Source organism: Arthrobacter sp. MYb23 (assembly GCF_002979775.1).
Classification (GTDB): domain Bacteria; phylum Actinomycetota; class Actinomycetes; order Actinomycetales; family Micrococcaceae; genus Arthrobacter.
The window spans coordinates 256,787-281,969 of sequence record NZ_PCPR01000001.1; the positions used below are offsets into that span (position 1 = coordinate 256,787).

The following is a 25,183-nucleotide window of genomic DNA, read 5'->3' on the forward strand; positions in this document are numbered from 1 at the left end:
CTCTCTCCTGAAGGCTGGGGCTAGGTCAGTGCTTGGCGCTCCATCCGATGGCGGGGGCGACGTGCTTTGCGACGTTGCCCAACAGCTTGGCGTTGTAGTCCACGCCGAGCTGGTTGGGCACTGTGAGCAGGAGCGTGTCAGCCGCTTGGACGGCTGCATCCTTGGCCAACTCCCCTGCTAACTGATCCGGCTCCCCGATGTAGCTCTTACCAAAACGGGACAACGCGCCGTCGAGGACGCCCACCTGGTCTTGGCTGTCTGCCTGGGCACGGAGGCCGAAGTAGTGGTTATCTACCTCGTCCACAATCGGGATCACGCTGCGGCTGACGGAGATCCGCGGCTCGAAGTCGTGCCCGGCTGCAGCCCAGGCTTCGCGGAACATGCGGATTTGTTCGGCCTGCAGCTCATCAAAGGGCACGCCTGTGTCCTCGGTGAGGAGAGTGGAACTCATCAGGTTTATGCCTTGTTCTGCTGCCCACACGGCTGTTTTCCGGGTGCCGGCTCCCCACCAGATTCTTTGCGGGAGGCCGGGTGACTGGGGCTGGATGGGCAGCAGGCCTGTGGCCCCACCAGCGTAGTGCGGATCTGCCTCGGCCACGCCATGCCCGGCGATTGCTTTCCGGAACAGTGCGGTGTGACGGCGTGCCATGTCGCCGCCGTCCTCGCCGTCGGCGGGGACGTAGCCGAAGTTTGCGGCACCGTTCCGTGCCGGCTCGGGTGAACCACGGCTCACACCGAGCTGCAGCCTGCCATCACTGATGAGGTCCGTTGCAGCGGCTTCCTCGGCCATGTAAAGGGGGTTCTCGTAGCGCATGTCGATCACGCCTGTACCCATTTCGATCCGGCTGGTCCTGGCCGCGATCGCGCTCAGGAGCGGGAAAGGAGAGGCCTGCTGCCGGGCGAAGTGATGGACCCGGAAAAATGCGCCGTCTATGCCCAGTTCCTCCGCCGCAACAGCGAGTTCAATTCCCTGTTTCAGGGCCTCGCCGGCCGTGGGAACCAGCGATCCCGGTACGCGGGCCCAGTGGCCGAAGGACAGGAAGCCGATCCGTTTGTTGTGCATGTTGAGAACAACCCTGCGAGGGGTGCGGGAATTCCACATACGCTGATTCCTCGTTTGCATCCATACCCTCCAGGGGTATGGTTTAAGTAGATGCACCCCAGCGGATACCCGGCGGAAGGAGGCCCACCGTGAGCAAATCAGCATTTCCACCGCCCCTTCGTCGGGCTTCCCTGTTCTTGCTGGTGCTGGGCGTCATTGTTGGAATTTTCGGCATGCACGTCGTGATGGGTTCACATGCGACCCATTCGGCTCCGGCAACTCAGGCGTTCACGCTGCACAGTGTTCATCACGGGCATTCAACAGCCGGATCCCAGGCATCCAGCAAGCTCCACCACCCGCTGGCCCCCAGCATCGACGCAGAGTCCTGCTCCTCAGGTAGCTGCTCATGTGCACAATCAACCGCTGAACACTGCATCCCGTCGTTGAAGACAGGTTCCCTGATTGCTCCGCTTCCGGGCAGCGGAGTTGTAGCTGCGGTTGCTGGCCCGTCGGCTCCCCTGGAGTCGCCGAGCACATGGAGCTACGCCCCTCCAAGGCCTTCCCTGAGTCAACTTTCGATCAGTAGAACGTAAGCATTTTGCCTTGGCGGCCCCGAGTTTGCCGCCTATGCAGTGCCTCGCCTCCCGCCCCTCGGGGCTCACGAGGCCACCGTCATGCTTATCGCCAGGATGGCTCGCGCCCTGGGCCGTCCCCTGATCGAAAGACCACAATTCTCATGAACAAAACCCAACTCACCCTCAGCGCCGCCGCTTTTGCGGGGCTCCTTGCCGTGGCCGGCTGCGCCTCTCCCGCAGGCCCTGGCTCCATGCCGGGAATGGACCACGGAAACGCCACCACCAGCGCACCGGCCAACGGCACCTCTGCCGAGCACAACGCTGCTGACGTCATGTTCGCCCAGATGATGATTCCCCATCATGCCCAAGCCGTGGAGATGTCCGACGCCATGCTCGCCAAGGCTGACATCCCCGCTGAGGTACGTGACCTTGCCGTCAAGATCAAAGAGGCTCAGGCACCGGAAATAGAGAAGATGACCGCCTGGCTCAAGAACTGGAACATGCCGGTTATGGCATCCTCCGGACACAGTGGGCACAGCATGGACGGCATGCTGACCGACGCCGACCTCAAGAAACTCAGCGAAGCCAAGGGCACCGAAGCGGCCAAGCTCTTCCTGACCCAGATGATCGCGCATCACGAAGGCGCGGTCACCATGGCAAAGACTGAGATCAGCCAGGGCAGTAACCCCGAAGCCGTCCAGCTCAGCAAGGACATCGTCACTTCCCAGGAAGCGGAGATTCAGGAAATGCGGGATCTCCTGGCCACCCTCTAGCACTCGGGTTCAGAGCGAACGCACGACGGCGGCAGGTCGCCGTCGTGCGTTCGCTCAGCTTCCCCAGCGCACCGCGCCCTTTTCCGCCAATCGCGCCCATAACCACTGGTGCGAACGGGGCGAAAGGGAGCGACGCCGGAGCCGAAAGGGTGCCTACGGCGGCAATGGGTGCATGAGGCAGAGTGCGTGCTCAGCCCTCAGTCAATGCGTCGATAGTGCATGGATACCACGCCGTTGCTGAGCGGCTTAGCCGAGACCAGCTCGAGGCGCCGGGTGGCGGGCAGCCCGCCCTGGTACAGGGTGGGACCGTGGCCAGCGATCATGGGGTGGACGAGGAATTTGTACTCGTCGATCAGATCCAGTCGGTCCAGTTCCGTGGCTAATTTTCCGCTGCCTACCAGCACACCGTCGGGGGTCCGGTCCTTGAGATCCTGCACCGCCGTGCGCAGATCGCCAACAAGGTGGTGGCTATTGATCCAAGGGAAGTCGGTGCGCGTGGAAGATACTACGTACTTGGGCATTGTTTCCAGCGTCAGCGCCCACTCCCGCAACGCGGTCGGTGCGTCCACTTCGCCGCTTGCCACCAAGGGCCAGTAGCTCTCCATCATTTCGTAGGTGGTACGGCCCCAGAGCATTGCCCCGCTCTGCTCCAAGAGGTGGGTGAAGAGGGCGTGAGTCTCGTCGTCGGCGATGCCCTCCTGGTGGTCGACGCAACCATCAAGAGTGACGTTGATGCTGAACGTTAGAAGGCCCATCCGACGATTCTAGGCTGCGGGGGCAGAAAGGGTTAGAGGGTTGCTGCCGCACCACTTCCCGCCAAATGCACCCGTAACCACTGCAGCGAATGGCGCGAACGGGCGCGACGCCGACACCGAACGGGTGCGCACAGCGCGAAAGGGTGCGAACCCGCGAACAAGGCCAGCCGGAGTTTGTGTACACATAATGCCCCTAAGAAGCGCTCTTAAGGGCATGACGTGTACAAAAACTCCGGGGGGTTAGCGGCTGCTGCCCGCCAGCAAACCCCGACGCTGCAGCAAACGCTTCTCGATCGGCCCGAACACCAAGAGCTCGATCAGGATGCCCACGAACAGGATCAGCAGGATCGCGGACATCACGATTGTCATGTCGGAGAGCAAGCGGCCCTGATCCAGCAATGAGCCCAACCCGAAACCAATGGTGCCGCCCACTGCGATGATTTCCGCGGCCATGAGTGAACGCCAGGAGAAGGCCCATCCCTGCTTCAACCCGCCGATGTAGCCCGGGAGTGCGGCGGGCAGGACAATCTGCAGTGCCATCTGGAGCCTGTTGGCGCCAAGGACTGTGCCCACGCTGCGGTACTGCGGCGGGATCTGGTCCACACCGGAGATGAGTCCGTTGATGATGGACGGGATGGCGCCCATGAACACCACAAAGTAGACGGTGGCGTCAGTCAGGCCGAACCAGATGATCGCGGCAGGGACCCATGCCACCGACGGGAGCACCTGCAACCCGGAAATGAGCGGACCGAACGCACGGCGCAAGGGAGCCACCTGGGCCAGGATCAGACCCACGGGAGTAGCGATGACCACTGAGATCAGGAAGCCGATCACACCACGCTGCAGCGATGTCCACACTGCTTCCTGGACTTTGCCTTCGCCCCACATGGTCACGAACTGGGTGAGAACGTCCAACGGCCCGGGAACGAGGTCACGGCGCTTGAACTCGAGCGAAACGTAGAACTGCCAGGCGAGGATCAGGACCACCAGCGCGGCAACGGGCAGCAGTACGCGCTTCCATTCGATGCCGGCTTTCCGTCCGCTGTCCGACTGAAGATTGTCCAGCCCGGCCTCGAGGTCACGGAGTTCGGAGGCATTGCCCTTCAGCGACGGGGAGGTTATGTGCTCTTTGGATTCAGTCACGGGAAGGGTCCGCTCTTCGGTGGTGATGGGGTTACTTGGCATGGCGGCGGATCTCCTCGCGAAGACGGCGGGTAATAACTCCGGTGAGCTCCCCAGCGCGGCCGGCATCGGTCCGGTGCTCCTCGGTGACGTCCCATTCGGCCACCACACGGCCCGGGCGCGAGGACAAAAGGAGCACGCGCTGGCCGAGTCGAACGGCTTCGCGCACATTGTGGGTGACGAACACGATGGTCCGGCCCGTTTCCTTCCAGATCCGCTCAAGTTCGTCGTGCAGGAGGTCGCGCGTGATGGCGTCCAGTGCAGCAAAGGGCTCGTCCATCAGCAACAACTGGCGATCCTGCGCCAAGGAACGGGCCAGCGCAACACGCTGCCTCATGCCGCCGGACAGTTCGTGGGGACGCTTATCCCCTGCGCCGCCCAAGTGCACCAGTTCCAACAACTCGCTGGCGCGTTCACGCCGGCTCGCCTTGGTGCTGGTCTTATCCGCCAGTTGAAGTGCGAGCTCGATGTTGCCGCGTGCGGTCAGCCACGGGAACAAAGATGCGTCCTGAAACATGAAGGCGGCACCGTCGCTGGGTACCTCAAGAGCGCCCGACGTCGGCTTTTCCAGTCCCGCCATGATGTTCAGCAGGGTGGACTTGCCGCAGCCGGACGCACCGAGGAGGGCTACGAACTCTCCCTGCGCGATGGTGGCGTTGACGTCGTCCAGCACCGGGGCGCCGTCGCCGAAGCGCTTACCCAGGTTCTCGAGTACGACTGGCATGGTCCCGTCCTTCGTGTTGATTGGTAGAGCTGATATGGCTAAAGGCCGGTCCGCTCCCCGATCAACATGAGGGGAGCGGACCAGCCTGATACTGCTTAGTCCTGGCCGAGTCCTGCGGCCGAGGTCTTCTTGCCTTCAACCTCGTTCAAGGTGCGGAGATCGAAGATGCCGTTGATGTCGGCCTTCTGAGTGGTTCCGGCTTTGACGCCGTCTTCCAGGAGCTTGTTGTACGTTCCGGCCAGCGGATCGGTGGTGAACTTGATGTTCTGCAGAGCACGTTCAATCACGTTCGCGGGAAGCGGCTTACCAGCGGTGTCCTTGAGGACCGCGTTGATGGTGGTCGCCTTCTCCTCAGCAGAAGCCGAGTTGAGCCAGTTCACGGATTCAACGTGGCCCTTCAGGAGTGCCTTCACGGTTTCCGGGTGTTCGGCAGCGAACTTCTTGTTCACGATCAGGATGGTGGTGGTGAAGTCGCCGTTCTCCCACAGATCCTTCTCGTCAACCAGGACCTTCGCTCCGGCTTCGAGCACCAGGCGGGAGGCCCACGGCTCAGGCAACCACGCGCCGTCGAGCTTTCCGTCTTGGAAGAGCTTCAGCGACTGGGCGTTTTCGGTCGGGTTGATGTTGACGTCACCGCTGCCATCGGTGTTGGTCTTGAAGCCTTGCTCGCCCAACCAGGCCCGGAGGGCCACATCCTGGGTTCCGCCGAGCTGCGGGGAGCTGAGGATCTTGCCTTTGAGGTCGGCTGCGGAGGTGATCTCCGGCTTGACCACCAGCTGGGCACCGCCTGAAGCGGCACCGGCGATGATGCTGATGGACTCGCCCTTGCTCTTGACGAAGGAGTTGATGGCCGGGTTCGGGCCGATGTACGTGGCGTCAATGGCGCCGGCGTTCAAGGCTTCGATCGCAGCGGGGCCCGCGTTGAAGATCTGGGTGCTGAGTTTGGTCTCGCCGAGTTCCTTGGCGATCAGGCCCTTGCTGGTGCCTACCAGCGCAGGGCCGTGGGTCACGTTGCTGAAGTAGCCGAGCTTGAGCTCAGCTGCAGGCGTCGTGGTGGGGGCCGGTGCAGCTTGGTTGTTCTGCGAAACGGCGGAAGCAACTGCAGCGCCTGCACCGATCAGCAGCACGAGGCCGACGGCGAGGCCGATTTCCAGGGTGCGGCGGCGCTTGGGCTTGGGTGCGGTTTCACCGGCGACGATGCGGGTGGTACCGGAATCGGGTTTCTGTGACTCGGGTGTGTTAGCCATTGGGGTGGGTCCTTATGAATGTGGGATGCGAGGTGGGGGCGAGATCAGGCCCCGTGACATCGCCCGTCGAGGGCAAGCAAGGACCATTCCGGAGAGGTCATGCCTTCACAGTAGGGACTGTCATATTTCGGCTTCAATCCCGTAGAAATCAAGGTTCACGCAGGTTCACGTGGCGTCATATTCGCTGCCAGGCCTTCTATGTCGCGCGGAGTTGTGCGGCAGCAGCCACCTATGAGATGGGCGCCCCGGTCACGCCAAACAGCTGCGTTGCCTGCCAAAGTTCCGTGACCTTGAACGCCCTCTGAAGGACCCCACGTCTTGGTCACAGCATCGTAGGTCTCCCCCGAATTCGGGTACGCCACCAGCGGCTTGGTCGAGGACTCCTGCAGGGTGCCGAGCGCTTCAGTGACCAGTTCCAGCGGCACGCAATTAACGCCGATGGCGGCCACCCGCGGTTCCGCGCTGAGCAACGCAGCAACGTCCGCGATCGGCGTTCCGTCACTGATGTGGCCGCTGTCCCGCAGCGTGAACGTAAACCAGGATTCGACGTCGAACTCCGCCACGAGCGTCAGCAGAGCCTCAGCTTCGGCGTACGACGGCAGGGTCTCGCACGCCAGGAAATCCACGCCGGCGTCCACCAGCGCGGCTATGCGGGGCCGGTGGAAGTCCTGGAATTCCGCGGCGGAAAGCGCGTAATCACCCCGGTATTCGGAGCCGTCGGCAAGGTAGGCGCCGTAGGGACCCACAGATCCAGCCACCAGCAAAGGGCCGCTCGCAGAACCTTCCGCCAAGGCTTCCTGGCGGGCTTCGTCGGCCAGCCGGACGCTCAAAGCCACCAGCTCCAACGACTCTTCAACGGACAGCCCGCGCCGCGCGAAACCCTGAGGAGTGGCTTGGTAGCTGGCTGTGATGGCCACGGAGGCCCCGGCGTCGAAGTAGTCCCGGTGAACCTGCTTGATCAGGTGCGGCTGCTCCAGCAGGACCTTGGCGGACCACAATGCGTCTTCCAGATCGCAGCCATGAGCTTCCAGTTCGGTGGCCAAAGCTCCGTCCAGGACCAGGTCCTTACCGGCGTTGAGGAGAGTGCTGAGCGTGGTGTTCTGTGGCATGGGTCCTTCCCCAAAAAGAAAACCGCAGCTTGTTCGAAATTCCCGCCGTACAACGTGAGGAGTCGCGAACAAGCTGCGGTTTTGTGACTACGTGTGACCCTAAATGACGTAACGTTCGTCTTCGTGGTCGCCCGGGTGGTCCTTCACCAGACCGGCAGCAAGGGTGTTGCCGTCGATGGGGTCGATCACCAGGAAAGCGCCGGTGCGGCGGTGGTGCAGGTAGTTCTCCAGCGGCAACGGAGCGGACAGGCGCAGCTGTGCGTGTCCAATGTCGTTGAGCTCCAGGTTCGATGCCGGCTCCACGTTGAACGTGGCCAGATCCAGCTTGCCGGTGACGTTGCGGACCAGTGCCTGGACCGTGCGCGTGCCGTGCTTCACCAGGACCTTCTGGCCTTCGCGGAGCGGCTTCGGTGAAAGCCACGCCAGCGACGCATACAGGTCAGCCGTGCTTTCGCGGACCGTTCCGGCTGCGGCGATGGTGTCGCCACGGGCGATGTCGATCTCGTCGGCCAAACGGACAGCCACCGACTGCGGAGCCGCGGCCTCGTCCAGCGATTGGCCGGCGAAGTCGATGCCGATCACCGTGGTGGTGCGCGGCTCGTGACCCGGGCTGATAACGGAAACTTCGTCGCCAACCTTCACCGAGCCCTCAGTGATCTGGCCTGCGTAGGCACGGTAATCGCGGTACGCCTCCACATCGAGCCCGCCAGCCACAGCGTCGGGAGCCAAGGCGCCCTGCGGACGAATCACCAGCTGGACCGGGAAGCGGAAGCTCTCCAGCTCGGCCTCAAGCTCGTCAGCAGCCGGGAGGGTCTCGAGGACCTCCAACAGTGCGGGACCGGTGTACCAAGGGGTGCGCTCGGAGCGGTCCACCACGTTGTCGCCGTCAAGCGCCGAAACGGGAACCACCAGGAGATCAGCAACGCCATCAGACCCGAGGCCAAGCTCGCGGGCTACTTTCTGAACGTCGGTCTCTATGTCGCGGAACACCTGCTCGCTGAAGTCCACCAGGTCAATCTTGTTCACAGCCACAATCACGTGGGCAACACGCAGCAGCTGCAGAACAGACAAGTGACGGCGGGTCTGCTCCAGGACACCCTTGCGGGCGTCAATGAGTACGACGACGGCATCCGCTGTGGAAGCGCCCGTCACCGTGTTCTTGGTGTACTGAACGTGGCCGGGGCAGTCCGCCAAGATGAAGCTGCGGCGGTCCGTTGCGAAGTAGCGGTAGGCGACGTCGATGGTGATGCCCTGTTCACGCTCGGCACGCAGTCCGTCAGTCAGCAGGGCGAGGTCGATCCCGCCCTTTTCCCCACCGAAACCGCGGTCCGCAGAGGTGCGGGCAACGGCGTCGAGCGTGTCAGCAAGAATCGCCTTGGAATCGTGAAGGAGGCGGCCCACCAGGGTGGACTTGCCATCGTCCACCGAGCCGGCCGTGGCGAAACGGAACAGTGTTGTGGGCAGGGCTGTTTCCAGCCCGGCAGCCAGTGTTTCGGTGCTCATTTAGAAGTAGCCGTCCTTCTTGCGGTCTTCCATGGCTGCCTCGGAGATGCGGTCATCTGCTCGGGTGGCGCCACGTTCGGTCAGGGTGGAGGCAGCGACTTCAACAACGACGTCGGCCACGGTGCGGGCATCGGACTCGACGGCACCTGTGCAGGACATGTCGCCCACCGTGCGGTAGCGCACCAGTTTGGTGATGACTTCCTCGGTAGGCAGCGGCTGGGAAACCTCGCCCACAGCGCGCCACATGCCGTCGCGAGCGAAGACTTCGCGCTCGTGGGCGTAGTACAGGCCGGGGAGCTCGATGTTTTCGCGCTCGATATAGCGCCAGATGTCCAGCTCGGTCCAGTTGCTGATGGGGAACGCGCGGACGTGCTGGCCCACCGTGTGGCGGCCGTTGTACAGGTTCCACAGTTCGGGGCGCTGGTTGCGCGGATCCCACTGGCCGAATTCGTCGCGGAGGCTCAGGATGCGCTCCTTGGCGCGGGCCTTGTCCTCGTCACGGCGGCCACCGCCGAATACGGCGTCGAACTTGTTCTTCTGGATCGCATCAAGCAACGGAACTGTCTGCAGTGGATTGCGGGTGCCGTCAGCGCGCTCAGCCAGTTCGCCGCTGTCAATGAACTCCTGCACCGAGCCCACAACCAGCTTCAGGCCCAGGCGCTCAACGGTGCGGTCGCGGAAGTCGATGACCTCAGGGAAGTTGTGGCCCGTGTCCACGTGCAGGACCGGGAAGGGAACCTTGCCCGGCCAGAACGCCTTGGTGGCCAAGTGCAGCATGACCACGGAATCCTTGCCGCCGGAGAACAGCAGCGCAGGCTTCTCGAACTCGGCCACAACCTCGCGGATGATGTGGATTGCTTCGGACTCGAGGGTGTCCAGGCTGGAGAGACGCTCGGCTGAGGGGGCGTCGACTGCCGCTGCAACTTCCACCGTGGACTCCTCTGTTGTGTACGTGCTCATGTGTGTAGTCCGCATTCTGTCTTGTCGGATCCTGCCCAGCGGCCGGCGCGGGGGTCTTCGCCCGGGGCCACTTTGCGGGTGCAGGGCTGGCAGCCGATGGACGGGTAGCCCTGGCTCAGGAGGGGGTTGACGGGAAGGATGTTGTCCTCGGAGTACTCGATCAGCTGATCGAAGGTCCAGTCCACCATCGGGTTCACCTTGACCAGGCCAAAGCCCTCATCCCAGGTGACCACCGGCGTGTTGGTGCGGGTGGGGCCCTCATCGCGTCGGACACCGGTGAACCACACCTCGTAGCCGGCCAGCGAACGGCGCAACGGCTGCACCTTACGCAGCGCGCAGCACTGTGCGGGGTCGCGGGCGAACAGGTCCTTGCCCAGGAGGCGGTCCTGCTGTTCCACGGTGTTTTCCGGAAGGACGTCCACCACGTTGACGCGGAGATTCGCTGCGACTTCGTCGCGCGTCTCGTATGTTTCCTTGAAGTGGTAGCCGGTTTCCAGGAACAAGACGTCGACGCCGGGAAGCTGGTCCGCCACCAAAGCCGGCAGGACGGCGTCGGCCATGGAGCAGGCCACCGTCACCGTGGGCAGCTCGAAGTTGCGGGCCACCCAGGCGATGATGTCACGGGCGGGGGCGTTCCAGCCGAGCTCAGCGGCGCCAGATTCGGCCAAGGCCTTGAGCTCTTCATGGGAACGCAGCGGGCGGGCTGCCGCGCTGGCGAGGTTGGTAATGGTGACGGGATCTGTCATTGGAGATCTCCTTCATCTGCCGAGTGTGCCCACTCTGCGAAGGTTTGGCCCTCGGCGCCTACGGCGACGAACTTACGGACCACGCGTTCCACATAATCGGGCAGGTCTTCCACCGTGACCTTGAGGCCGCGGACGGTACGTCCCAAACCGGCTTCTTCGCGCTCGTTGTTGGCCAGCCCGCCACCGAGGTGGACCTGGAAACCCGGGGTGGGGTCGCCGTCGGGCGTTGGAAGCATCATGCCCTTCAGGCCGATATCCGCCGTCTGGATACGAGCGCAGGAGTTCGGGCAGCCGTTGATGTGGAGGGACAGTGCCGACGGCAGCTGCTTGGTTTCCACGAGGTCCACCAAGCGGCGCTCCAGCTCAGCGATGGCCGTAGCTGCCGTGACCTTGGTTTCCACGATGGCCAGCTTGCAGAACTCGATGCCCGTGCAGGCGATGGTGCCGCGGCGGAACACGGACGGACGAGCCGAGAGGCCCAAGGTGTCCAGTTCGGCGATAAGCGGCTCAACCTGCTCCTTGGCCACATCCAGGATGACGAGCTTCTGGTGAGGAGTAGTGCGCAGGCGGTAGCTGCCGTGCTTCTCCAAAGTGTCCGCCAGCGTAACAAGTGCCTCGCCGGACGTGCGCCCAACAGTGGGGGTCACGCCGATGAAGAACTTGCCGTCCTTCTGTTCGTGTACGCCGATGTGGTCGCCGGGAGCCGTGGGCTTGGGAGCGGCAGGGCCGTCGGGAAGCTTGAAGCCGAGGTACTCGTCCTCCAGGATCTGGCGGAACTTGGCCGGTCCCCAGTCGTTCATGAGGAACTTCAGGCGGGCCTTGGTGCGCATGCGGCGGTAGCCGTAGTCGCGGAAGATGCTGGTGACGCCCAGCCATACTTCAGCGGCGACATCAGCGGAGACGAACACCCCAAGGCGTTCGGCCAGGCGGGGGTTGGTGGACAGTCCGCCGCCGACCCAGAGGTCGTAGCCGGCACCGAGCTCAGGGTGGACGACGCCCACCAGGGCGAAGTCGTTGATCTCGTGCACCACGTCCTGGGACGGGTGGCCCGTGATTGCGGTCTTGTACTTGCGCGGCAGGTTGGCCAGCTCGGGGTCACCGATGAAACGCTCGGCGAGCTCGTGGATCAGCGGCGTGGGATCGATGATCTCGTCCTTGGCGATGCCCGCAACCGGGGAGCCAAGAATGACGCGCGGAACGTCGCCGCAGGCCTCTGTGGTGGACAGACCGATGCCTTCAAGGCGGCGCCAGATCTCGGGCACATCCTCAACGCGGATCCAGTGCAACTGGATGTTCTGGCGGTCCGTGAGGTCGGCCGAGCCGCGGGCGAAGTCCACGGAGATCTGGCCGATGACGCGAAGCTGCTCGGTGGTGAGTGCACCGCCGTCGATGCGCACGCGCAGCATGAAGTACTTGTCTTCGAGCTCGTGCGGTTCAAGCGTTGCGGTCTTGCCGCCGTCGATCCCGGGCTTGCGCTGGGTATAGAGGCCCCACCAACGGAAACGGCCGTGAAGGTCAGTACCGTCGATCGAGTCGAAGCCTTCTTTGGAGTAGACAGACTCAATCCGCTCACGGACGTTCAGTCCGCTGTCTTCCTGCTTCCAGGTTTCGTTGGCATTGAGGGGCGCGGTGCCGTCAACCTTCCACTGGCCGTGGGGCTTGGCGGCAGGGCGGGTGCGTGCCGGACGCTTGGCGGTGTCAGCCGACGCACCGGCTACAGCTGTATCTGTCATACATCGACTGTAGGTCTGGCCAGTTTTCGCCAGCAAAGGTCCGGAAACGCGAAGTCACCTAGGGAAACATTTCGTCACGAAGGCTTCATCGGCCTTGTTGCAGCGGGCTTCTTATGCAGGTTCATATTGTGGCTTCGTGGCCCCTTTCGTGACGCTCCTCTGTGGGATTGAACGTGTGACAAGACGGATTCGTCCAGTCGTTGTAGCGTCGTTGAGGTATCGGCCGAGTCCGAGGACGCTATTTGGGGGAACGATGACGCTCAACTGGAATATTGACGCCGCAGGGCACCCACGCTGTGCTGACCACGGCGGCTTCTAATATCGACGCGCAGAACGAAGCGGCTAAGGCAGTGGGAACCGCCATTTCCGATGTTGGGGCCGTGCTCGGCACCGGTCTTGTAGCTCAGGCGCTCAATGAATTCGTAGAGCACTCACTGGCACTCAAGGTCAAGTTCATTGCCGGCAGGTCCGCAGCAATCGTCCAAGGAACCAACGACGCCCTCATGGCGTACGTTCAGGCAGACGGCGTCATGGCGCAGCAGGCCCAGGCCTCGGCCATCGCGGCCGGCAACAGCGCGGCCGGTAACAGCGCGTCCGACGGCGGCGCCATGCCACTGCGGGCAGGTCACCGCCCGGCGGAGCTTGGCTAAAGGGACTACATGACTACCTTCAACGAGATTTGTGTAGCGCCAGGGGGTGGGGTCCCGGGCCTCGACCTCACAGCGTTGCCCGTGATACCCAACCCGGAAGCTTTGGACGCACAAGCTGCTGCCTTATCAACTGCCGGAGCTAAATATGAGGCATCAGTTCAGGTCACTGCCTCGGGCTGGAACGCCTTGGCCGGGACATTCGATACACCCGAGAAGCCACAGCTTCTGGCGGCCTTTTCCCCAGTTACCACCATGGCGGATGATCTCAACAGCAGCGTTTCGATGGTCGCTTCTGCCCTGTCGGTTTTCGCTTCTGCTTGCCGCGACATCAAAACGAGAAGCGACGCCCTGAGGAGCGATTCCGGAAACCTCAGTTCACGCATTGAGCTCAAGGGCGACGAGTGGGCCACCGCTCCTGAGCTCGTTAGTGAGCAGAACCGGCTGCTCGCTGAACTTAACAACATCAAGGCTCGGTTCATGGAAGCCGAGCAGGACTGTGCCAATAAGATCGCTGCCCAGTACGGCGGAACACATTATGTGAACATCAACGATTCGCAGGCGAAGCCGGATGGATCCAACGTTCATGCTGTTGATGCCGGGACTTTGGATGCATTGGGCGCACAAGGTGATCTCCCCTGGGGCGCACCCGTGGATCGGGCCAGACTTCGGGGCTTGATGGGTGCTGGGCAGGGCCTGTTGGACTCGGGGTGGGAGTTGGTGGGCGGCGCCTACTCATTGACTCCGTTGTCGCTGGCGTGGAAACCCGAGATTAAGGAATTGGGCCTCACCACCCAAAATTTCGGTGACGCCTGGAGTGGTGTGGGCAGCATGCTCTGGAACGTGGGCATGGTTATATCCCCTGGCATCTGGCTGGACCGGGCAATCACAGGGAAGCAAGAGGAGCAGGACGCTGCGGCTGAGCAGTTGGGAAAGGTTCTTCCGGACTTATTCCAGGCGGACGCATGGTCAAAGGGCGAATGGGAATATGCCCTGACCCGCAACTCAGCGGATGTTGGCGCCTTCGTTGTCTCCTTCGGTACGGCTGGCGTCCTGAAAGCCGGATCCCTCGCTGAACGACTGGGTCTGCGTCTCGCCAGTGCGGGTGACCTAGGAAGTCTGCCCGGCACACTGCCAGGCCTTGCCAAAGTAGGAGAACTGCGTTCAGTGACGGTAGCAAAAATCACTGACGTGATGACTACGGTCAAGGTTGTCACCTGGGAGAGCCTGATCAAACCACCGTTGCAGGGATCCGCGAACCTCCTCAACCACCTCGACGGCGGTGCTGGCGCAGTCCGTGTAGCGGACGGCATCTCCGGGGTGGGCCGTGGTCCTTTGAGCGGTCTGGCAGAGGAGGTCCTTCACGGCATCGACCGCCTGGACCAGGCCGCCTACCGTCCCCCGGCGATGGGCACCCTCGGCAGAGCCGCGGAGCATCACGAAGTCATCGCCCAACTCAAACCTTCCCCGCTCCACGATGCCTCGAACCCTGCAGTGCAACAAGTGGTTCGTGTCCCCGATTCCATGGTTCCCGGACCCAGGACACCCTGGACCAAAGTCACCGAGGGATTCGCACCCAATACCGAATACCGGGTGCCCGGCCGCGGTACGTTCATTACGGATGCGAATGGGACCATCAAAGAAGCTGTCATCACCAAGGTCAATGACAAACTGAACCCTGACCTGAACAACCCGCTGCCGGACATGACGTACAAGGTGGAGGGCGTCAAAGGTGACGTGACGTTCAAGACCAATGGAGACGGACATACGGAACACGTCAAGGTGGAGGGGCTCGAACTCGGGGACGGCCAAAGGTCCCCATACATCCAAGGACAGGTCGGCAGGGAATCAATGGCCGAGATAGGCGACTGGGATCCCGACGTCGTTCCACCCGACTACGACGGCGGCCACCTCATCGCGCGGCTCTTCGACGGAATCGGCGAACGCATCAACACCGTTGGCATGCTGAAGGAACTGAACCGAAGCTCCGTTAACCGGAAGAACTTCTACAGGATAGAGATGCAGCTCCGCGACAAGTTGCTCGAAGTACCGCCGCCTAGGATTAATTTGCAGATTGACGTCCTGCGACGACCTTCCATGAAAACACCCGAGAAGTTCATCGTCCAAGCGTGGGCCGACGGCCAAGGTTTCGTAGATGTGACCTTCAAAAACATCGTAGAAAGAGGAACGCAATGACGACTCAAGAATCGGCCAAAGACCCATTTGAGCAGGCGCGTGAGTACGAGCAAATCATCGCCGAGGCGGTGTGGTCCATCCGTCCAACGGATGTGTCTTGGGATTCACTGGTGTATGTCCATAATCAAATAGGTGGGCTGGGCAGCTCCATCACCAAGATCTTCCATCAGGGAGCCGTGATCGATCGTAGGAGCATCGTCAAAGAAGTCGCATTCACAGTCGACGATCTTCGAGAAGCAATGTACAAGCCTGGCAAGGGCTCTTGGCTTTCCATGACCCTGACCGTCACGCCAGCCGGAAATGGCTGGGAAGCCAGTTACAACTACACCGACAAACCGGTCTGGGAACTCGGCGATCCGGTCAATGACACCTACGCCCAGGAGCTGTACCTATTCCCCCGGGACGAGGAACACATCCCCGACTGGTTTAAAGAAGAAATGCGGGGTTCCACCTGGACCCCGGGCTCCGACTAGGACTTCCAAGAATGACGCAAGGAACCACCTCCAAGGACACTTTCGAATCGACTCGAGAACTAGAGAGAACCATTGCGGAAGGACTTTGGACGGCACGGCCGCGAGAGCTCACCTGGGACAAATTCACTGTCGACTACATGGAGACAGGAAGCATGAGCAGGTTCGTCGCCCTCGTTTATCAAGACCGCCAAATAGTCGGCCGACAGAGCATTTCACATGACATGTTTTGGGCCGCGAAACGTCTGCGCCAAGGCATGTACTCGGAGGGAAAGGGCACCTGGCTGTCCATGACTCTGACGATCACCTCTGCTGGCAGCGGCTGGGAAGCCAGCTACAACTACAACCAGAAGCCTGCATGGGAGTCTCCGGAACCCGCAGAAGCGGACTACTCAGACGAACTTACGTATTTCCCCAGAAACGAGGACCACGTTCCCGGCTGGTTCAGGGAAGAACTCAAAGGGGTCAAGACCCCTTCACAAAAGCAACAGGACATCCAGCAGGAACAGTCCCACAACCGCATCCTCGAGCAGACCGCGCAGGCCTTGGATGCAGCGTGGTCGATGGCTGGAACCGTCAACCCTCTCCTCTACACAAACGTCATCAACTTGGGCTTTCATGGTGGACCGCAGTGGCCTGGGGTCCGGCAGGCCTTCCAAAAGATCGACAACGTCGGGGCTGTATCAATCGTGGCTTCCGACGGCCTCTCCGACCCCTGCCTGGAACAGGGTTACCCCCTTGGAGAAGGACTCGAGGTCTATCTTGCAAGCACGGCTTTGGTCGGGAAGGGCATCCATGAGCTGGACAGGCTTTGGCAGTTCGAACTTCTGTACTTAGCTGCCCAAGTAGTCGCCCACCGTCCAGGTCTTTACAGAACCTTGAAGCGCCCCGGCGGCGGCGGTTTGACGCTGCAGAACGTCAAGCACACAAGAGCACCGCGGCGCTGGCGCAACGCAGCTGGACTGGTTGACCTCATTCTGGGTGTGAAACATCCGCACGTACCTCGGATGGTCGGTACGCCGAACGGGGATGTTGCGCTGGTTGGCATTGTTCTGCTGCATCCCAAGGAGTCGGCCTACATAGAGCGGGGAGGGCCGGACGCTTGTTCGGTGATCGCACAAAGACTGGAGGCGTTGCGCCCCGAGGAACTCAACAGCCCTCGCCGCAAACCCGTCGTCAGCGGCTAGCCAACACTGCGTCGTACCGTTCCAGCGCGATCTCCGCCAACACAGGAGACGGCAAAAGCGGTTCAGCCACAATGTCCGCACCAGCCTTCGCCAGTTGGTCATGGAAATAGCCAGTAGCCAAGAGGTACGAGGCAATGAAGACCCGGCCTGTCCCACCGTCTTCGGCGAGTTCGGCACGCAAGGAGGCGACGCCGTCGGGCACTGTTGGCTGGGCACTGGCGCCATAGGCGACGCGCACCTTGTTCGGCAGCAGCTCGGCGAGGAGTCGCGCCTGCTCTTCTGAATCCACCGAACCGTCCGGCAGGGACGATCCCGCGGCAGCCAGCAGAACGCCGTCGTTCTCCTGCAACCCAGCCGCGCGCAGGTGGGTGGCTAACAGTTCAGCCAACCGCGGGTCCGGGCCCAACGGCCTGGCGGCCACTACTTCGGGCCGGGGCTTGATGGCTTTTGGAACGTCCACTTTGATGTGGAAGCCGGTAGAGAGCAAAAGCGGTACGACGACGGCGGGAGTCCCCTCAGGCAGGGCCTCCACCACACCGCCCAGCTCGGGTTCCTGGACGTCCACGTAGGCCTCAACCACGCGCAACCCGGGGCGGAGTGCTTCGATTTCGGCCATGACGCGGCGGATGGCAGCTTGGCCTTCGGCGTTGCGGGTTCCGTGGGCGCAAGCGATCAAAACGGGGCTGTTCATGGGAGCTAGCGTAACGTTGAGCCAGCACCTGTTGTTAAGCGCGTTAAGAAAGAACCCGTCCACTTGATTTCCTTTGACATTGTTCTTCTTTGGCTTGACCTCATCGGCGTGTTCTTTTTTGCTGTGTCAGGCTCGTTGTTGGCGGCCCGGAAGCAGTTCGACTTCGTGGGTTCCATACTTCTCGCGTCCATCGCGGCACTGGGCGGTGGCGTAATCCGTGACATCGTGATCAACGCCGGTCCCCCTATCGCTTTTACCAACCCCGCGTACCTGGCCCCGCCGTTGTTGGCTGCGCTGCTGGTTTACTACTTGTTCTCCTCAGTGCAGCGCTTCACCTCTCTGCTGACCCTGTTCGACGCCGGCGGGCTGGCCTTGTTCTGCATCACGGGCACGCTGAAGGCAATCGGCGCGGGCATGAATCCGGTGGCTGCGATCCTGCTGGGGGTCACCACAGCCGTGGGCGGAGGCCTGCTCCGCGACATCACCGCGAACGAAATCCCTACCTTGTTCAACAACCGCGATATCTATGCTCTGCCGGCCTTCGCGGGTGCCGGCTTGACCACGTTGTTGTGGAACCTTGGCCTGTTCAACGGGGTAACCGCTTGTGTCATTGCCGGCGTTGTTTTCGCTTTCCGGGTAACCGCGTGGCGGCGCAGTTGGTATGTGCCGTTGGCTGTGCGCGGATGGCATCGAGCAGCCACCGGTGGGGGCGCAATTTCAGGTCCCCGGGATTAGCTAGGATAAGAGCATGACTGACATGTTCCTCGAGAAGTTCCGCGCGCTGGTCCCAAAGTATCTCGAGGATGAATGGCAGGAAGAAGACGGCCTCACGCCCGACGAACTGGACGACGCCCTCTCCGATCACTCCTTCACCATCCCGCTGGTTCTGCGCGAGTTCTACCTTGCAATCGGTGGCTGCGAGGACCTCATGGAGGCCTACCACTACTTCTGGGACCCTGAGGAACTCGAAGTAGACGACGAAGGCTTCCTCATGTTCCTTGAGGACGAGGACGAACAGTTCACCTGGGGCTTCCGCACCGCCGATCTCAGCATCCCGGACCCCATCGTCTGGCGTCGCAACAACGCCCGCGGCCAGTGGAAGAGCGAAGAAGGTACATTCTCCGAGTTCGCCTTCGACATGTTCGAGTGGGCATTCAACGACGACGAAGACTAAGTTTCACTTTTGGAGCAGCCCCTTCCCACCCATTTTGGGTTGGGAAGGGGCTGTTTCCTTTGCGGGCCGTGCGGCCACCACCCACTTTGATTTTGAAACTGCCCTGACACGCCGTACACGGGGCGTGTCGGCGGAAGTTTGCGGCCAAAGTTGGTGATGGCGGTACAGGCACAGACGGAGCTCACGACGGCGGGACCCACCCGGGTGCGTACCTCGCCGGCGCAAAGCGGCCGACTTCCCTATTGAGCAGGACTGCCAGGACTTCGGCGACCATTCTCTCCGGATGGTGTACGACGTCCACGTAGTAATAGTGGAGAGACAAGAAGCCTCCGCGCATGCCCGCGTTATTCCTGTATTGGTCCTTCTTGACCTGTTTCCCCTCCAGGTGAGTGCCGCCGTCGAGTTCTACAATCAGGCATTCATTGACCACACAGTCCACCTCTCCCACACCGGGCACGTCCACGTGCATACGGACTCGTAGACCTGCCCGTGTGAAATGCGTGTGGGCCAGCACCTCCAAGAGTGAATCGGCACGAGGCAGAACCAAATCCAACGTTCCGCGGACCCTGCCGTTCCGGTTGCCGGGCAGCTTCGATCTTAGGAAACTTGTGGACAGGAGTGCTTGGCTGACTGCGCTCTGCACCATGACAAGCGCTTCCAATTCCGGTAGGCATCTGAGGGCGTGGATCAGGACATCCGCTACCCCTGCAACTGGTAGATACGGGTGTGCCGTGTGTAAGCAGGCTCCGTGATGGACTACACCCCGTCTCGCTAGTCCAGTACTGCAGCTCATATGGAGAGAGCCGGGATCCCCAAGGGTCCAAAGCCGATAGAAGCGAGCTGCTGTAACGCAGGTAAGTAAGCCATCGGCTCGAAAGGCGGCAACGACGTCGAGGTCTGCCTCTTTAGAGGTGTAGACGCCACGGTGAAGGCGTGTCGCTCGACCGTCCATCACGGCATTTGCAAGCATGCGGCGAGTAAAGCCGGCAGTCAGCAGGGTCCGAGTGGTCGCTGCTCCGCGCCGGCTTTGGAGGAAATTGATGATGTCCATACAGCCATGCTGGCTTTTATAGGACGCTGCGCTGGCTGGGGAGTTCTCCTATGTGGACAACTCCGTGCACCTCCACCACCAGCTTTGCCCACCTTGAAGGCTGCAACACACCGCCAAAACAGCGTGTCCGTCGCTTCCAAAATTCAAAGTTGGTGGCGGAGGATCGGCGCGCAGCTGTAAATCTTGCTGCAGCATCACAAAAACCGTTGACCCGCAGAGTTGCATATGTGACAGAATTGTCATAAGCTTTTCACGGATCCACTAAATGCCTCCGGTGGGTCTGATGCGAACGGAGATTGTGGTCCCGGTTCGGTGCAGCGTATGACTCGTAACGCTGCAGCGAGCCGGGGCCATTCCGTTTTTCCCGCGATTTGATGGTGGCGCGTGCGCCCACCACCCACTTTGATTCCCCAAACTGCCCAACACGCCGCAACCGCTGGCGTGTCACCGCACCCGGCCCCTCAAAGTGGGTGGCGTAGGTACGCGGCCCCAGCGCTTACTCAGACGAGAACGTGGGCAGCAAAAAACAGGCGCCCAACCCATGAGAGTCGGACGCCTGCCTAAGAGAAAAACCTAGCTGCTGCGGTCCACTACAGCATGGGCGAAGTTGGTCAACGACGCCTTCACGACGCCCTCCGGCAGCGGGTCCAGAGCCGCAACGGCTTCGGCGGACCACTGGCGGGCGATCTTCCAGGACTCGTTGGTGACAGGGTGCTCGCGCAGTCCGGCCACGGCTTCAGCCAGAGCTGCATCGGAGGACAAATCGCCGTCGATCAATTCAAGGAGGGCAGCTGCGGAGGCATCCCCCGCAGCAGCATCCCGGCGAAGCAACAGGACGGGCAAGGTGGGAACGCCCTCGCGGAGGTCGGTTCCCGGTGACTTGCCGGACTTGACCTTCACACCGGTGACATCAATGACGTCGTCGGCAAGCTGGAAGGCCACGCCAACCTTCTCGCCATATTCCACCAGCAGGTCCTCGTAGGACTCGTCGGCGCCGGCGAAGATCGCGCCCAACTGGCCGGACGCTGCCACCAGTGAGCCGGTCTTGTCAGCGATGACGGACAAATAGTGATCTACGGGATCTTCGTCTTCCCGCGGTCCCACGGTCTCGTGGAGCTGGCCGAGGCACAAGCGCTCAAAGGTCCGCGCTTGGATGCCCAGCGCCCGGGAACCGAGCTCGGACACCAGGATGGAGGCGCGGGCAAAGATGAGGTCGCCGGTAAGAATGGCCACTGAGTTGCCCCATACTTCGTGGGCAGTGGGAGCGCCGCGGCGGAAGGGAGCGGAGTCCATCACGTCGTCGTGGTACAGGGTGGCAAGGTGCGTCAGTTCCACCACAACAGCAGCTTGGACTACCTCGGGACGTGAAGCATCACCGAGGTGGGCACACAGAAGAGTCAGGAGCGGACGAATGCGCTTGCCGCCGGCTTCCACCAAGTGGCGCGACGTCGCGTCAGCCAAAGGATCCGAGTTGGAGATGGCTTCGCGGAGCTTCTTCTCCACCCGGGCAAGGTTGGTGGTGATGGCCGGGCCCAGCTCGGCATCGCCGGCAATGGCAGCGAATCCAGCGGGCAGCTGGAGTCCCGTTGCGATCGCGGTGGTGTTGGGAGCAGGCTCAACAGCCTGCGGCAAGCCGTGCCCGGCATGCGTCCAGCTGTGTTCGGCAGAGTTCGTCACGGGTTAACCCTAACTAGTTGTTGCGGAGACCGCGGTGTTGGTATCTGCCGGCGTAAGGGCGCGGGCAGAGGAAGTGTTGGAGGTAGCCGGAACCAGCATCTCGAGGACGCGGATAACGCGGTCTTCGAAGCCCTTCGCGGACGGATCCGTGAGGTTGGCCAGCATTCGAACCACAAAGCGCATGAGCACAGGGATGGGCATGCCCGTGCGCAATGCCAGCTTCATCACGGCAGGCTTCCCAATCAAAGAGGCAAACATGCGGCCCAGGGTGAAGTGTGAACCCCACTGGTCCCGCACATAGTCCGCGTACCGCGCGAGGTGAGCATCGGCGTCGTGCGTGGACCATCCGGCAGAAGCCGAGCGCGACGAAGCGTCAATCAAGAACTCAGCTGCGAACCGGGCAGATTCCATCGCGTAGGAAATGCCCTCGCCGTTGAACGGGGACACCATGCCACCGGCATCGCCCAGGAGGAGCAGCCCGGGCGAGTAGTGCGGCGTGCGGTTGAAGCCCATGGGCAGCGCTGCGCCACGGATCTCCCCCACCTGATTTTCGGGCGTGAAGCCCCACTCTGAGGGCATCCCGGCGGTCCATTCGCGGAGGACCTGCTTGTAGTCGAGCTTGCCAAATTCCTTGGAGGAGTTCAGGATTCCCAGGCCAACGTTGGATGTTCCGTCGCCAACCCCGAACACCCAGCCGTATCCGGGCAGCGGCTTTCCGGACTTGCCGGGGAGTTCCAGCCAGCCTTCCATCCAGTCATCATCATGCCTGGGCGAGGTGAAGTACGTACGGACTGCGACGCCCAGCGGCCGGTCGTCGCGTTTGTGCATGCCCAGCGACACAGCAGTTCGCGTTGAGTTGCCGTCCGCGGCGAGTACGACGTCGGCGTGGAAGTCGCGCGTTTCGCCCGTCTTGCGTCCGGACTCGTCCAGGATGGAAGCCTGGACGCCGATGACGCGGCCATCTTCTGCAGTCAATGCGGAGGTGACGCTGTGGCGTTCAAGCACGACGGCGCCCGCCGACTCGGCGTGGCGGGCCAGGTCCTCGTCAAAACCGAGTCGGGTCCGGATCAGGCCGTAGGTGGGAAAGTCGGCCACCTCGGGCCATGGCAGTTCGATGGTGCGGCCACCGGCGATCAGGCGGAGGCCCTTGTTGCGCCTCCAACCCTCCGAGACAGCGTGCGGCAGTCCTAGCTTCTGGATTTCGCGAACGGCTCGAGGAGTCAGGCCGTCGCCGCACACTTTTTCACGGGGAAAGGAAGTCTTTTCCAGCACCGTGACATCGATGCCCTGCTGGGCGAGGTAATACGCAGCGGTGGACCCGGCCGGGCCCGCGCCAACAATCAGTACTTTCACGACGTCCTAATCAACGGGCTGTGCTGGTTAGCCGGCTTGGTGGCGCGGCTTGATCTGGCGGCGGAGCTTGGCCACGGGAACACTTTCGCGGTGCTCGGCGGGCTTCTGTGCACGGTGCACGGCAACAATGCCACCGCTGAGGTTGCGGTAGGTGACGTCCGTCCAGCCGGCGTCCTTGAGCCACTGGGCTAAATGATCCTGGTCCGGCCAGGCGCGGATGGACTCGGCGAGGTACACGTAGGCGTCCGGGTTGGAGGAGACCTTGGTGGCGATGGCCGGGAGCGCGCGCATCAGGTACTCGGTGTAGAGGTTGCGCCACAGGGGAACCACGGGGTGGGAGAACTCGGCAATGACCAGGCGGCCGCCAGGCTTGGTGACGCGCAGCATCTCCTCGAGGGCTTTGCGGGGTTCAACCACGTTGCGGAGGCCGAAGGAAATGGTGGAAGCGTCGAAGCTGTTGTCAGCGAACGGCAGGTTGGTGGCGTCGCCTGCAATGAAGTCGATGTCCGGGCGGCGGCGTTTGCCTACCTTGAGCATGCCCAGGGAGAAGTCGCATGCCACGACGTCCACGCCTGCGTCGGCGTAGGGTTCGCTGGATGTTCCCGTTCCGGCGGCGAGGTCCAGGACCTTCTGACCCACCTTGACGTCCATGGCATCAACCACGATCCGGCGCCAACGCCGCGTCTGGCCCATGGACAGGACATCATTGACGACGTCGTATTTTGGGGCGACATCATCAAACATCGTCGCAACTTCGTCCGGACGCTTTTCCAAGGATGCTCGGTTCACCCTGTAATTGTCTCAGACATTCAACCGACTTTGCTGCGCTGTAGAAGTCGGCTCAGATTCTGGCTGAACTCGGGAGTACTGTTGTTCCATCATGACGAGCACGCTCCGCACCTTGACAGTCCCCCTGAATGTTGAAACATCCTCCGGGGGGCTGCCGTCGTTTCTGGTGCGGGACGACGTCCTGTGCTGGTCCCGCCGCGAAGCCGGCCTGGTTGGCTACGGCGAACTGACCCGCTTCAAGGCCACCGGTCCCGAGCGGTTCCTTGAGGCCGACATCTGGTGGCGACACCTCATTATTGAGGCGGAAATCACGGATCTGGTGGAGGTCCCGGGCACTGGTCCGGTGGCTTTCGGCTCCTTTGCCTTCTCCAAAACCTCCCCGCACGTTTCCCGCTTGATCCTTCCGGAGCTGGTGATCGGCATGCGGGACGGCCGCGCCTGGGCCACGCAGTTAACGTTCGACGACGGCCCCCTCACCGAGGCAGGCGTCCTCGCCTCCGTGGACCGCTGGCTTACTGAGCCGGAGCCCAACGGCGACCGTCCTGCCACCGGAGGGCCCGACGTCGGACTCTCGCCGGACGCTATTGCCGCGAACGGTTCAGCTGGTCACCCCAGCCGCGGTTCCTTAAGCCGCGGCTCCCTGAGTGAGGCCGCTTGGATGCAGGCCGTCTCCAACGGCGTGGAGGAGATCCGCGCCGGAAAGCTGGAGAAGCTGGTGCTGGCCCGCGACGTCGTGGCGAACCTTCCTGAGGGCGTCAACGCCGCTGAGGTTCTTCGTCAACTCGCCGCGAGGTACCGCGAATGCTGGACGTACGGCGTCGACGGACTGGTGGGTGCTACGCCGGAGATGCTGATTCAGGTGGAGGGCCGCACTGCGCAGGCCCGCGTGCTGGCTGGAACCTTGGATCGCCGCGACGCGGACGGCATGGATGGGTCCCCCATGGAGTATGCGGAACGGGTCCTGGCTGGCTCGGAAAAACAGCGCCACGAGCACGAGATCGCCATAGATTCACTGACCCGGCAGCTCGCTCCTTTCTCCGAGGCGATGAATTCCCATAGCGAGCCCTTCATTCTGGAGCTGCCCAACGTCTGGCATCTTGCCTCGGACGTGAAGGCGGAGCTGGCGGACATCGAGGGTCACGTTCCTACCTGCCTTGCCCTGATCAACGCCCTGCACCCCACCGCGGCGGTCTGCGGAACGCCCACTTTGGTAGCCGGTGCCCTGATCCGCAAACTGGAGCATTTGGACCGCGGCCCTTACGCCGGGCCGGTGGGTTGGCTGGACGCTGCCGGCAATGGCGAGTGGGGCATCGCACTCCGTGGCGCTGTGATTGAGGATGCCAACACTGTGCGCTTGTACGCGGGCTGCGGGATTGTGGAAGGGTCCGTGCCTGAGGCCGAATTGGCTGAGACGTGGGCTAAATTCCGGCCGATGCTGGAAGCGCTGGGGATCACGCGCTAAATCTGGGATTCCAGACAGGACCCCTGCAAGCGGGGTTGATATGTAGGTAATGTTGTTATCCAATAGTGAAACTTCGTTTCCTGTGATGCACATCTCACGTTCGGCGCTACACTAAAACCGACTCAGTTCAGCATCCA

At 62.1% G+C, this 25,183-nt stretch carries 24 protein-coding genes; 9 read left to right on the top strand and 15 right to left on the bottom strand.

Annotated elements, in window-relative coordinates:
• Window positions 1–25 precede the first annotated feature (25 nt).
• Window positions 26–1,063: an LLM class flavin-dependent oxidoreductase gene (locus CQ020_RS01205; RefSeq protein WP_105690400.1), complete on the bottom strand. Its 1,038-nt coding sequence runs from the start codon at window positions 1,061–1,063 to the stop codon at window positions 26–28.
• Window positions 1,064–1,245: 182 nt separating this feature from the next.
• On the opposite strand from CQ020_RS01205, the gene CQ020_RS24690 reads away from it, so the two are divergent.
• Window positions 1,246–1,635, top strand: coding sequence for a DUF6153 family protein (locus tag CQ020_RS24690; protein ID WP_374956258.1), 390 nt, complete (start codon window positions 1,246–1,248; stop codon window positions 1,633–1,635).
• A gap of 143 nt (window positions 1,636–1,778) precedes the next feature.
• Window positions 1,779–2,390, top strand: coding sequence for a DUF305 domain-containing protein (locus tag CQ020_RS01210; RefSeq protein WP_105690183.1), 612 nt, complete (start codon window positions 1,779–1,781; stop codon window positions 2,388–2,390).
• A 197-nt stretch (window positions 2,391–2,587) separates the two neighbouring features.
• Here CQ020_RS01210 and CQ020_RS01215 read toward each other — a convergent pair whose 3' ends face one another.
• The 9 genes from CQ020_RS01215 to CQ020_RS01255 form a co-directional block, all read right to left on the bottom strand.
• Window positions 2,588–3,145, bottom strand: a complete 558-nt coding sequence (locus CQ020_RS01215; RefSeq protein WP_105690184.1) for a dihydrofolate reductase family protein — start codon at window positions 3,143–3,145, stop codon at window positions 2,588–2,590.
• Between the two features lie 240 nt (window positions 3,146–3,385).
• Window positions 3,386–4,330: an ABC transporter permease gene (locus tag CQ020_RS01220; protein ID WP_024817720.1), complete on the bottom strand. Its 945-nt coding sequence runs from the start codon at window positions 4,328–4,330 to the stop codon at window positions 3,386–3,388.
• On the bottom strand, window positions 4,320–5,051 hold the full coding sequence (locus tag CQ020_RS01225) for an ABC transporter ATP-binding protein (RefSeq protein WP_105690185.1): 732 nt from the start codon (window positions 5,049–5,051) through the stop codon (window positions 4,320–4,322). Before CQ020_RS01225 ends, CQ020_RS01220 begins: the two co-directional genes overlap by 11 nt.
• A 95-nt stretch (window positions 5,052–5,146) precedes the next feature.
• Window positions 5,147–6,298 carry an ABC transporter substrate-binding protein gene (locus CQ020_RS01230; RefSeq protein ID WP_105690186.1) on the bottom strand — a complete coding sequence of 384 codons (1,152 nt, stop codon included), beginning with the start codon at window positions 6,296–6,298 and terminating at the stop codon, window positions 5,147–5,149.
• A gap of 155 nt (window positions 6,299–6,453) precedes the next feature.
• Complete coding sequence (mmuM, locus tag CQ020_RS01235) at window positions 6,454–7,407, bottom strand: homocysteine S-methyltransferase (RefSeq protein WP_105690187.1); 954 nt, start codon at window positions 7,405–7,407, stop codon at window positions 6,454–6,456.
• A 99-nt stretch (window positions 7,408–7,506) separates the two neighbouring features.
• Complete coding sequence (locus CQ020_RS01240) at window positions 7,507–8,910, bottom strand: sulfate adenylyltransferase subunit 1 (RefSeq protein ID WP_024817724.1); 1,404 nt, start codon at window positions 8,908–8,910, stop codon at window positions 7,507–7,509.
• Complete coding sequence (gene cysD / locus CQ020_RS01245; protein WP_105690188.1) at window positions 8,911–9,870, bottom strand: sulfate adenylyltransferase subunit CysD; 960 nt, start codon at window positions 9,868–9,870, stop codon at window positions 8,911–8,913. It lies immediately after the preceding gene.
• Window positions 9,867–10,616: a phosphoadenylyl-sulfate reductase gene (locus CQ020_RS01250; protein ID WP_105690189.1), complete on the bottom strand. Its 750-nt coding sequence runs from the start codon at window positions 10,614–10,616 to the stop codon at window positions 9,867–9,869. The genes cysD and CQ020_RS01250 overlap by 4 nt, the downstream gene beginning before the upstream one ends.
• Complete coding sequence (locus tag CQ020_RS01255) at window positions 10,613–12,349, bottom strand: nitrite/sulfite reductase (protein ID WP_105690190.1); 1,737 nt, start codon at window positions 12,347–12,349, stop codon at window positions 10,613–10,615. The genes CQ020_RS01250 and CQ020_RS01255 overlap by 4 nt, the downstream gene beginning before the upstream one ends.
• A 272-nt stretch (window positions 12,350–12,621) precedes the next feature.
• On the opposite strand from CQ020_RS01255, the gene CQ020_RS01260 reads away from it, so the two are divergent.
• From CQ020_RS01260 to CQ020_RS24070, 4 genes are all read left to right on the top strand, one after another.
• Entirely contained in the window at window positions 12,622–12,999 is a 378-nt protein-coding gene (locus CQ020_RS01260) for a DUF6507 family protein (protein ID WP_105690191.1), read from the top strand.
• Between the two features lie 9 nt (window positions 13,000–13,008).
• Entirely contained in the window at window positions 13,009–15,192 is a 2,184-nt protein-coding gene (locus CQ020_RS01265) for a DNA/RNA non-specific endonuclease (protein ID WP_105690192.1), read from the top strand.
• On the top strand, window positions 15,189–15,665 hold the full coding sequence (locus CQ020_RS01270) for a hypothetical protein (RefSeq protein ID WP_024817730.1): 477 nt from the start codon (window positions 15,189–15,191) through the stop codon (window positions 15,663–15,665). Before CQ020_RS01265 ends, CQ020_RS01270 begins: the two co-directional genes overlap by 4 nt.
• 152 nt (window positions 15,666–15,817) lie before the next feature.
• Entirely contained in the window at window positions 15,818–16,849 is a 1,032-nt protein-coding gene (locus tag CQ020_RS24070; protein WP_181151715.1) for a hypothetical protein, read from the top strand.
• Here the strand turns inward: CQ020_RS24070 and CQ020_RS01280 are convergent.
• Window positions 16,839–17,603 (bottom strand): sirohydrochlorin chelatase, encoded by a 765-nt coding sequence (locus CQ020_RS01280; RefSeq protein WP_105690193.1) that lies wholly within the window; start codon window positions 17,601–17,603, stop codon window positions 16,839–16,841. The two genes, CQ020_RS24070 and CQ020_RS01280, sit on opposite strands and share 11 nt — an antisense overlap.
• On the opposite strand from CQ020_RS01280, the gene CQ020_RS01285 reads away from it, so the two are divergent.
• Together CQ020_RS01285 and CQ020_RS01290 are read left to right on the top strand one after the other, a co-directional pair.
• On the top strand, window positions 17,604–18,275 hold the full coding sequence (locus CQ020_RS01285) for a trimeric intracellular cation channel family protein (RefSeq protein WP_024817735.1): 672 nt from the start codon (window positions 17,604–17,606) through the stop codon (window positions 18,273–18,275).
• A gap of 13 nt (window positions 18,276–18,288) precedes the next feature.
• A complete protein-coding gene (locus tag CQ020_RS01290; protein ID WP_105690194.1) occupies window positions 18,289–18,714 on the top strand; it encodes a hypothetical protein in 426 nt (141 codons plus the stop codon).
• A 181-nt stretch (window positions 18,715–18,895) separates the two neighbouring features.
• On the opposite strand, the gene CQ020_RS01295 is transcribed toward CQ020_RS01290, so the two are convergent.
• From CQ020_RS01295 to CQ020_RS01310, 4 genes are all read right to left on the bottom strand, one after another.
• The gene (locus tag CQ020_RS01295) at window positions 18,896–19,765 is read right to left on the bottom strand and encodes a type IV toxin-antitoxin system AbiEi family antitoxin domain-containing protein (protein ID WP_105690195.1); all 870 of its coding nucleotides are present in this window, start codon (window positions 19,763–19,765) and stop codon (window positions 18,896–18,898) included.
• 573 nt (window positions 19,766–20,338) lie between these two features.
• Window positions 20,339–21,442, bottom strand: coding sequence for a polyprenyl synthetase family protein (locus tag CQ020_RS01300; RefSeq protein ID WP_024817738.1), 1,104 nt, complete (start codon window positions 21,440–21,442; stop codon window positions 20,339–20,341).
• Window positions 21,443–21,451: 9 nt separating this feature from the next.
• Window positions 21,452–22,795: a geranylgeranyl reductase family protein gene (locus CQ020_RS01305; protein ID WP_105690196.1), complete on the bottom strand. Its 1,344-nt coding sequence runs from the start codon at window positions 22,793–22,795 to the stop codon at window positions 21,452–21,454.
• Between the two features lie 27 nt (window positions 22,796–22,822).
• Window positions 22,823–23,584, bottom strand: coding sequence for a demethylmenaquinone methyltransferase (locus tag CQ020_RS01310; RefSeq protein ID WP_043456799.1), 762 nt, complete (start codon window positions 23,582–23,584; stop codon window positions 22,823–22,825).
• Between the two features lie 91 nt (window positions 23,585–23,675).
• On the opposite strand from CQ020_RS01310, the gene CQ020_RS01315 reads away from it, so the two are divergent.
• Window positions 23,676–25,046 carry an isochorismate synthase MenF gene (locus CQ020_RS01315; protein WP_105690197.1) on the top strand — a complete coding sequence of 457 codons (1,371 nt, stop codon included), beginning with the start codon at window positions 23,676–23,678 and terminating at the stop codon, window positions 25,044–25,046.
• Window positions 25,047–25,183: the final 137 nt, after the last annotated feature.

Coding starts and splice junctions, on each gene's coding strand:
- CQ020_RS01205 (WP_105690400.1), bottom strand. CDS start 1,063: ATGCACAACAAACGGATCGGCTTCCTGTCCTTCGGCCACTGGGCCCGC.
- CQ020_RS01210 (WP_105690183.1), top strand. CDS start 1,779: ATGAACAAAACCCAACTCACCCTCAGCGCCGCCGCTTTTGCGGGGCTC.
- CQ020_RS01215 (WP_105690184.1), bottom strand. CDS start 3,145: ATGGGCCTTCTAACGTTCAGCATCAACGTCACTCTTGATGGTTGCGTC.
- CQ020_RS01220 (WP_024817720.1), bottom strand. CDS start 4,330: ATGCCAAGTAACCCCATCACCACCGAAGAGCGGACCCTTCCCGTGACT.
- CQ020_RS01225 (WP_105690185.1), bottom strand. CDS start 5,051: ATGCCAGTCGTACTCGAGAACCTGGGTAAGCGCTTCGGCGACGGCGCC.
- CQ020_RS01230 (WP_105690186.1), bottom strand. CDS start 6,298: ATGGCTAACACACCCGAGTCACAGAAACCCGATTCCGGTACCACCCGC.
- mmuM (WP_105690187.1), bottom strand. CDS start 7,407: ATGCCACAGAACACCACGCTCAGCACTCTCCTCAACGCCGGTAAGGAC.
- CQ020_RS01240 (WP_024817724.1), bottom strand. CDS start 8,910: ATGAGCACCGAAACACTGGCTGCCGGGCTGGAAACAGCCCTGCCCACA.
- cysD (WP_105690188.1), bottom strand. CDS start 9,870: ATGAGCACGTACACAACAGAGGAGTCCACGGTGGAAGTTGCAGCGGCA.
- CQ020_RS01250 (WP_105690189.1), bottom strand. CDS start 10,616: ATGACAGATCCCGTCACCATTACCAACCTCGCCAGCGCGGCAGCCCGC.
- CQ020_RS01255 (WP_105690190.1), bottom strand. CDS start 12,349: ATGACAGATACAGCTGTAGCCGGTGCGTCGGCTGACACCGCCAAGCGT.
- CQ020_RS01265 (WP_105690192.1), top strand. CDS start 13,009: ATGACTACCTTCAACGAGATTTGTGTAGCGCCAGGGGGTGGGGTCCCG.
- CQ020_RS01270 (WP_024817730.1), top strand. CDS start 15,189: ATGACGACTCAAGAATCGGCCAAAGACCCATTTGAGCAGGCGCGTGAG.
- CQ020_RS24070 (WP_181151715.1), top strand. CDS start 15,818: ATGAGCAGGTTCGTCGCCCTCGTTTATCAAGACCGCCAAATAGTCGGC.
- CQ020_RS01290 (WP_105690194.1), top strand. CDS start 18,289: ATGACTGACATGTTCCTCGAGAAGTTCCGCGCGCTGGTCCCAAAGTAT.
- CQ020_RS01295 (WP_105690195.1), bottom strand. CDS start 19,765: ATGGACATCATCAATTTCCTCCAAAGCCGGCGCGGAGCAGCGACCACT.
- CQ020_RS01315 (WP_105690197.1), top strand. CDS start 23,676: ATGACGAGCACGCTCCGCACCTTGACAGTCCCCCTGAATGTTGAAACA.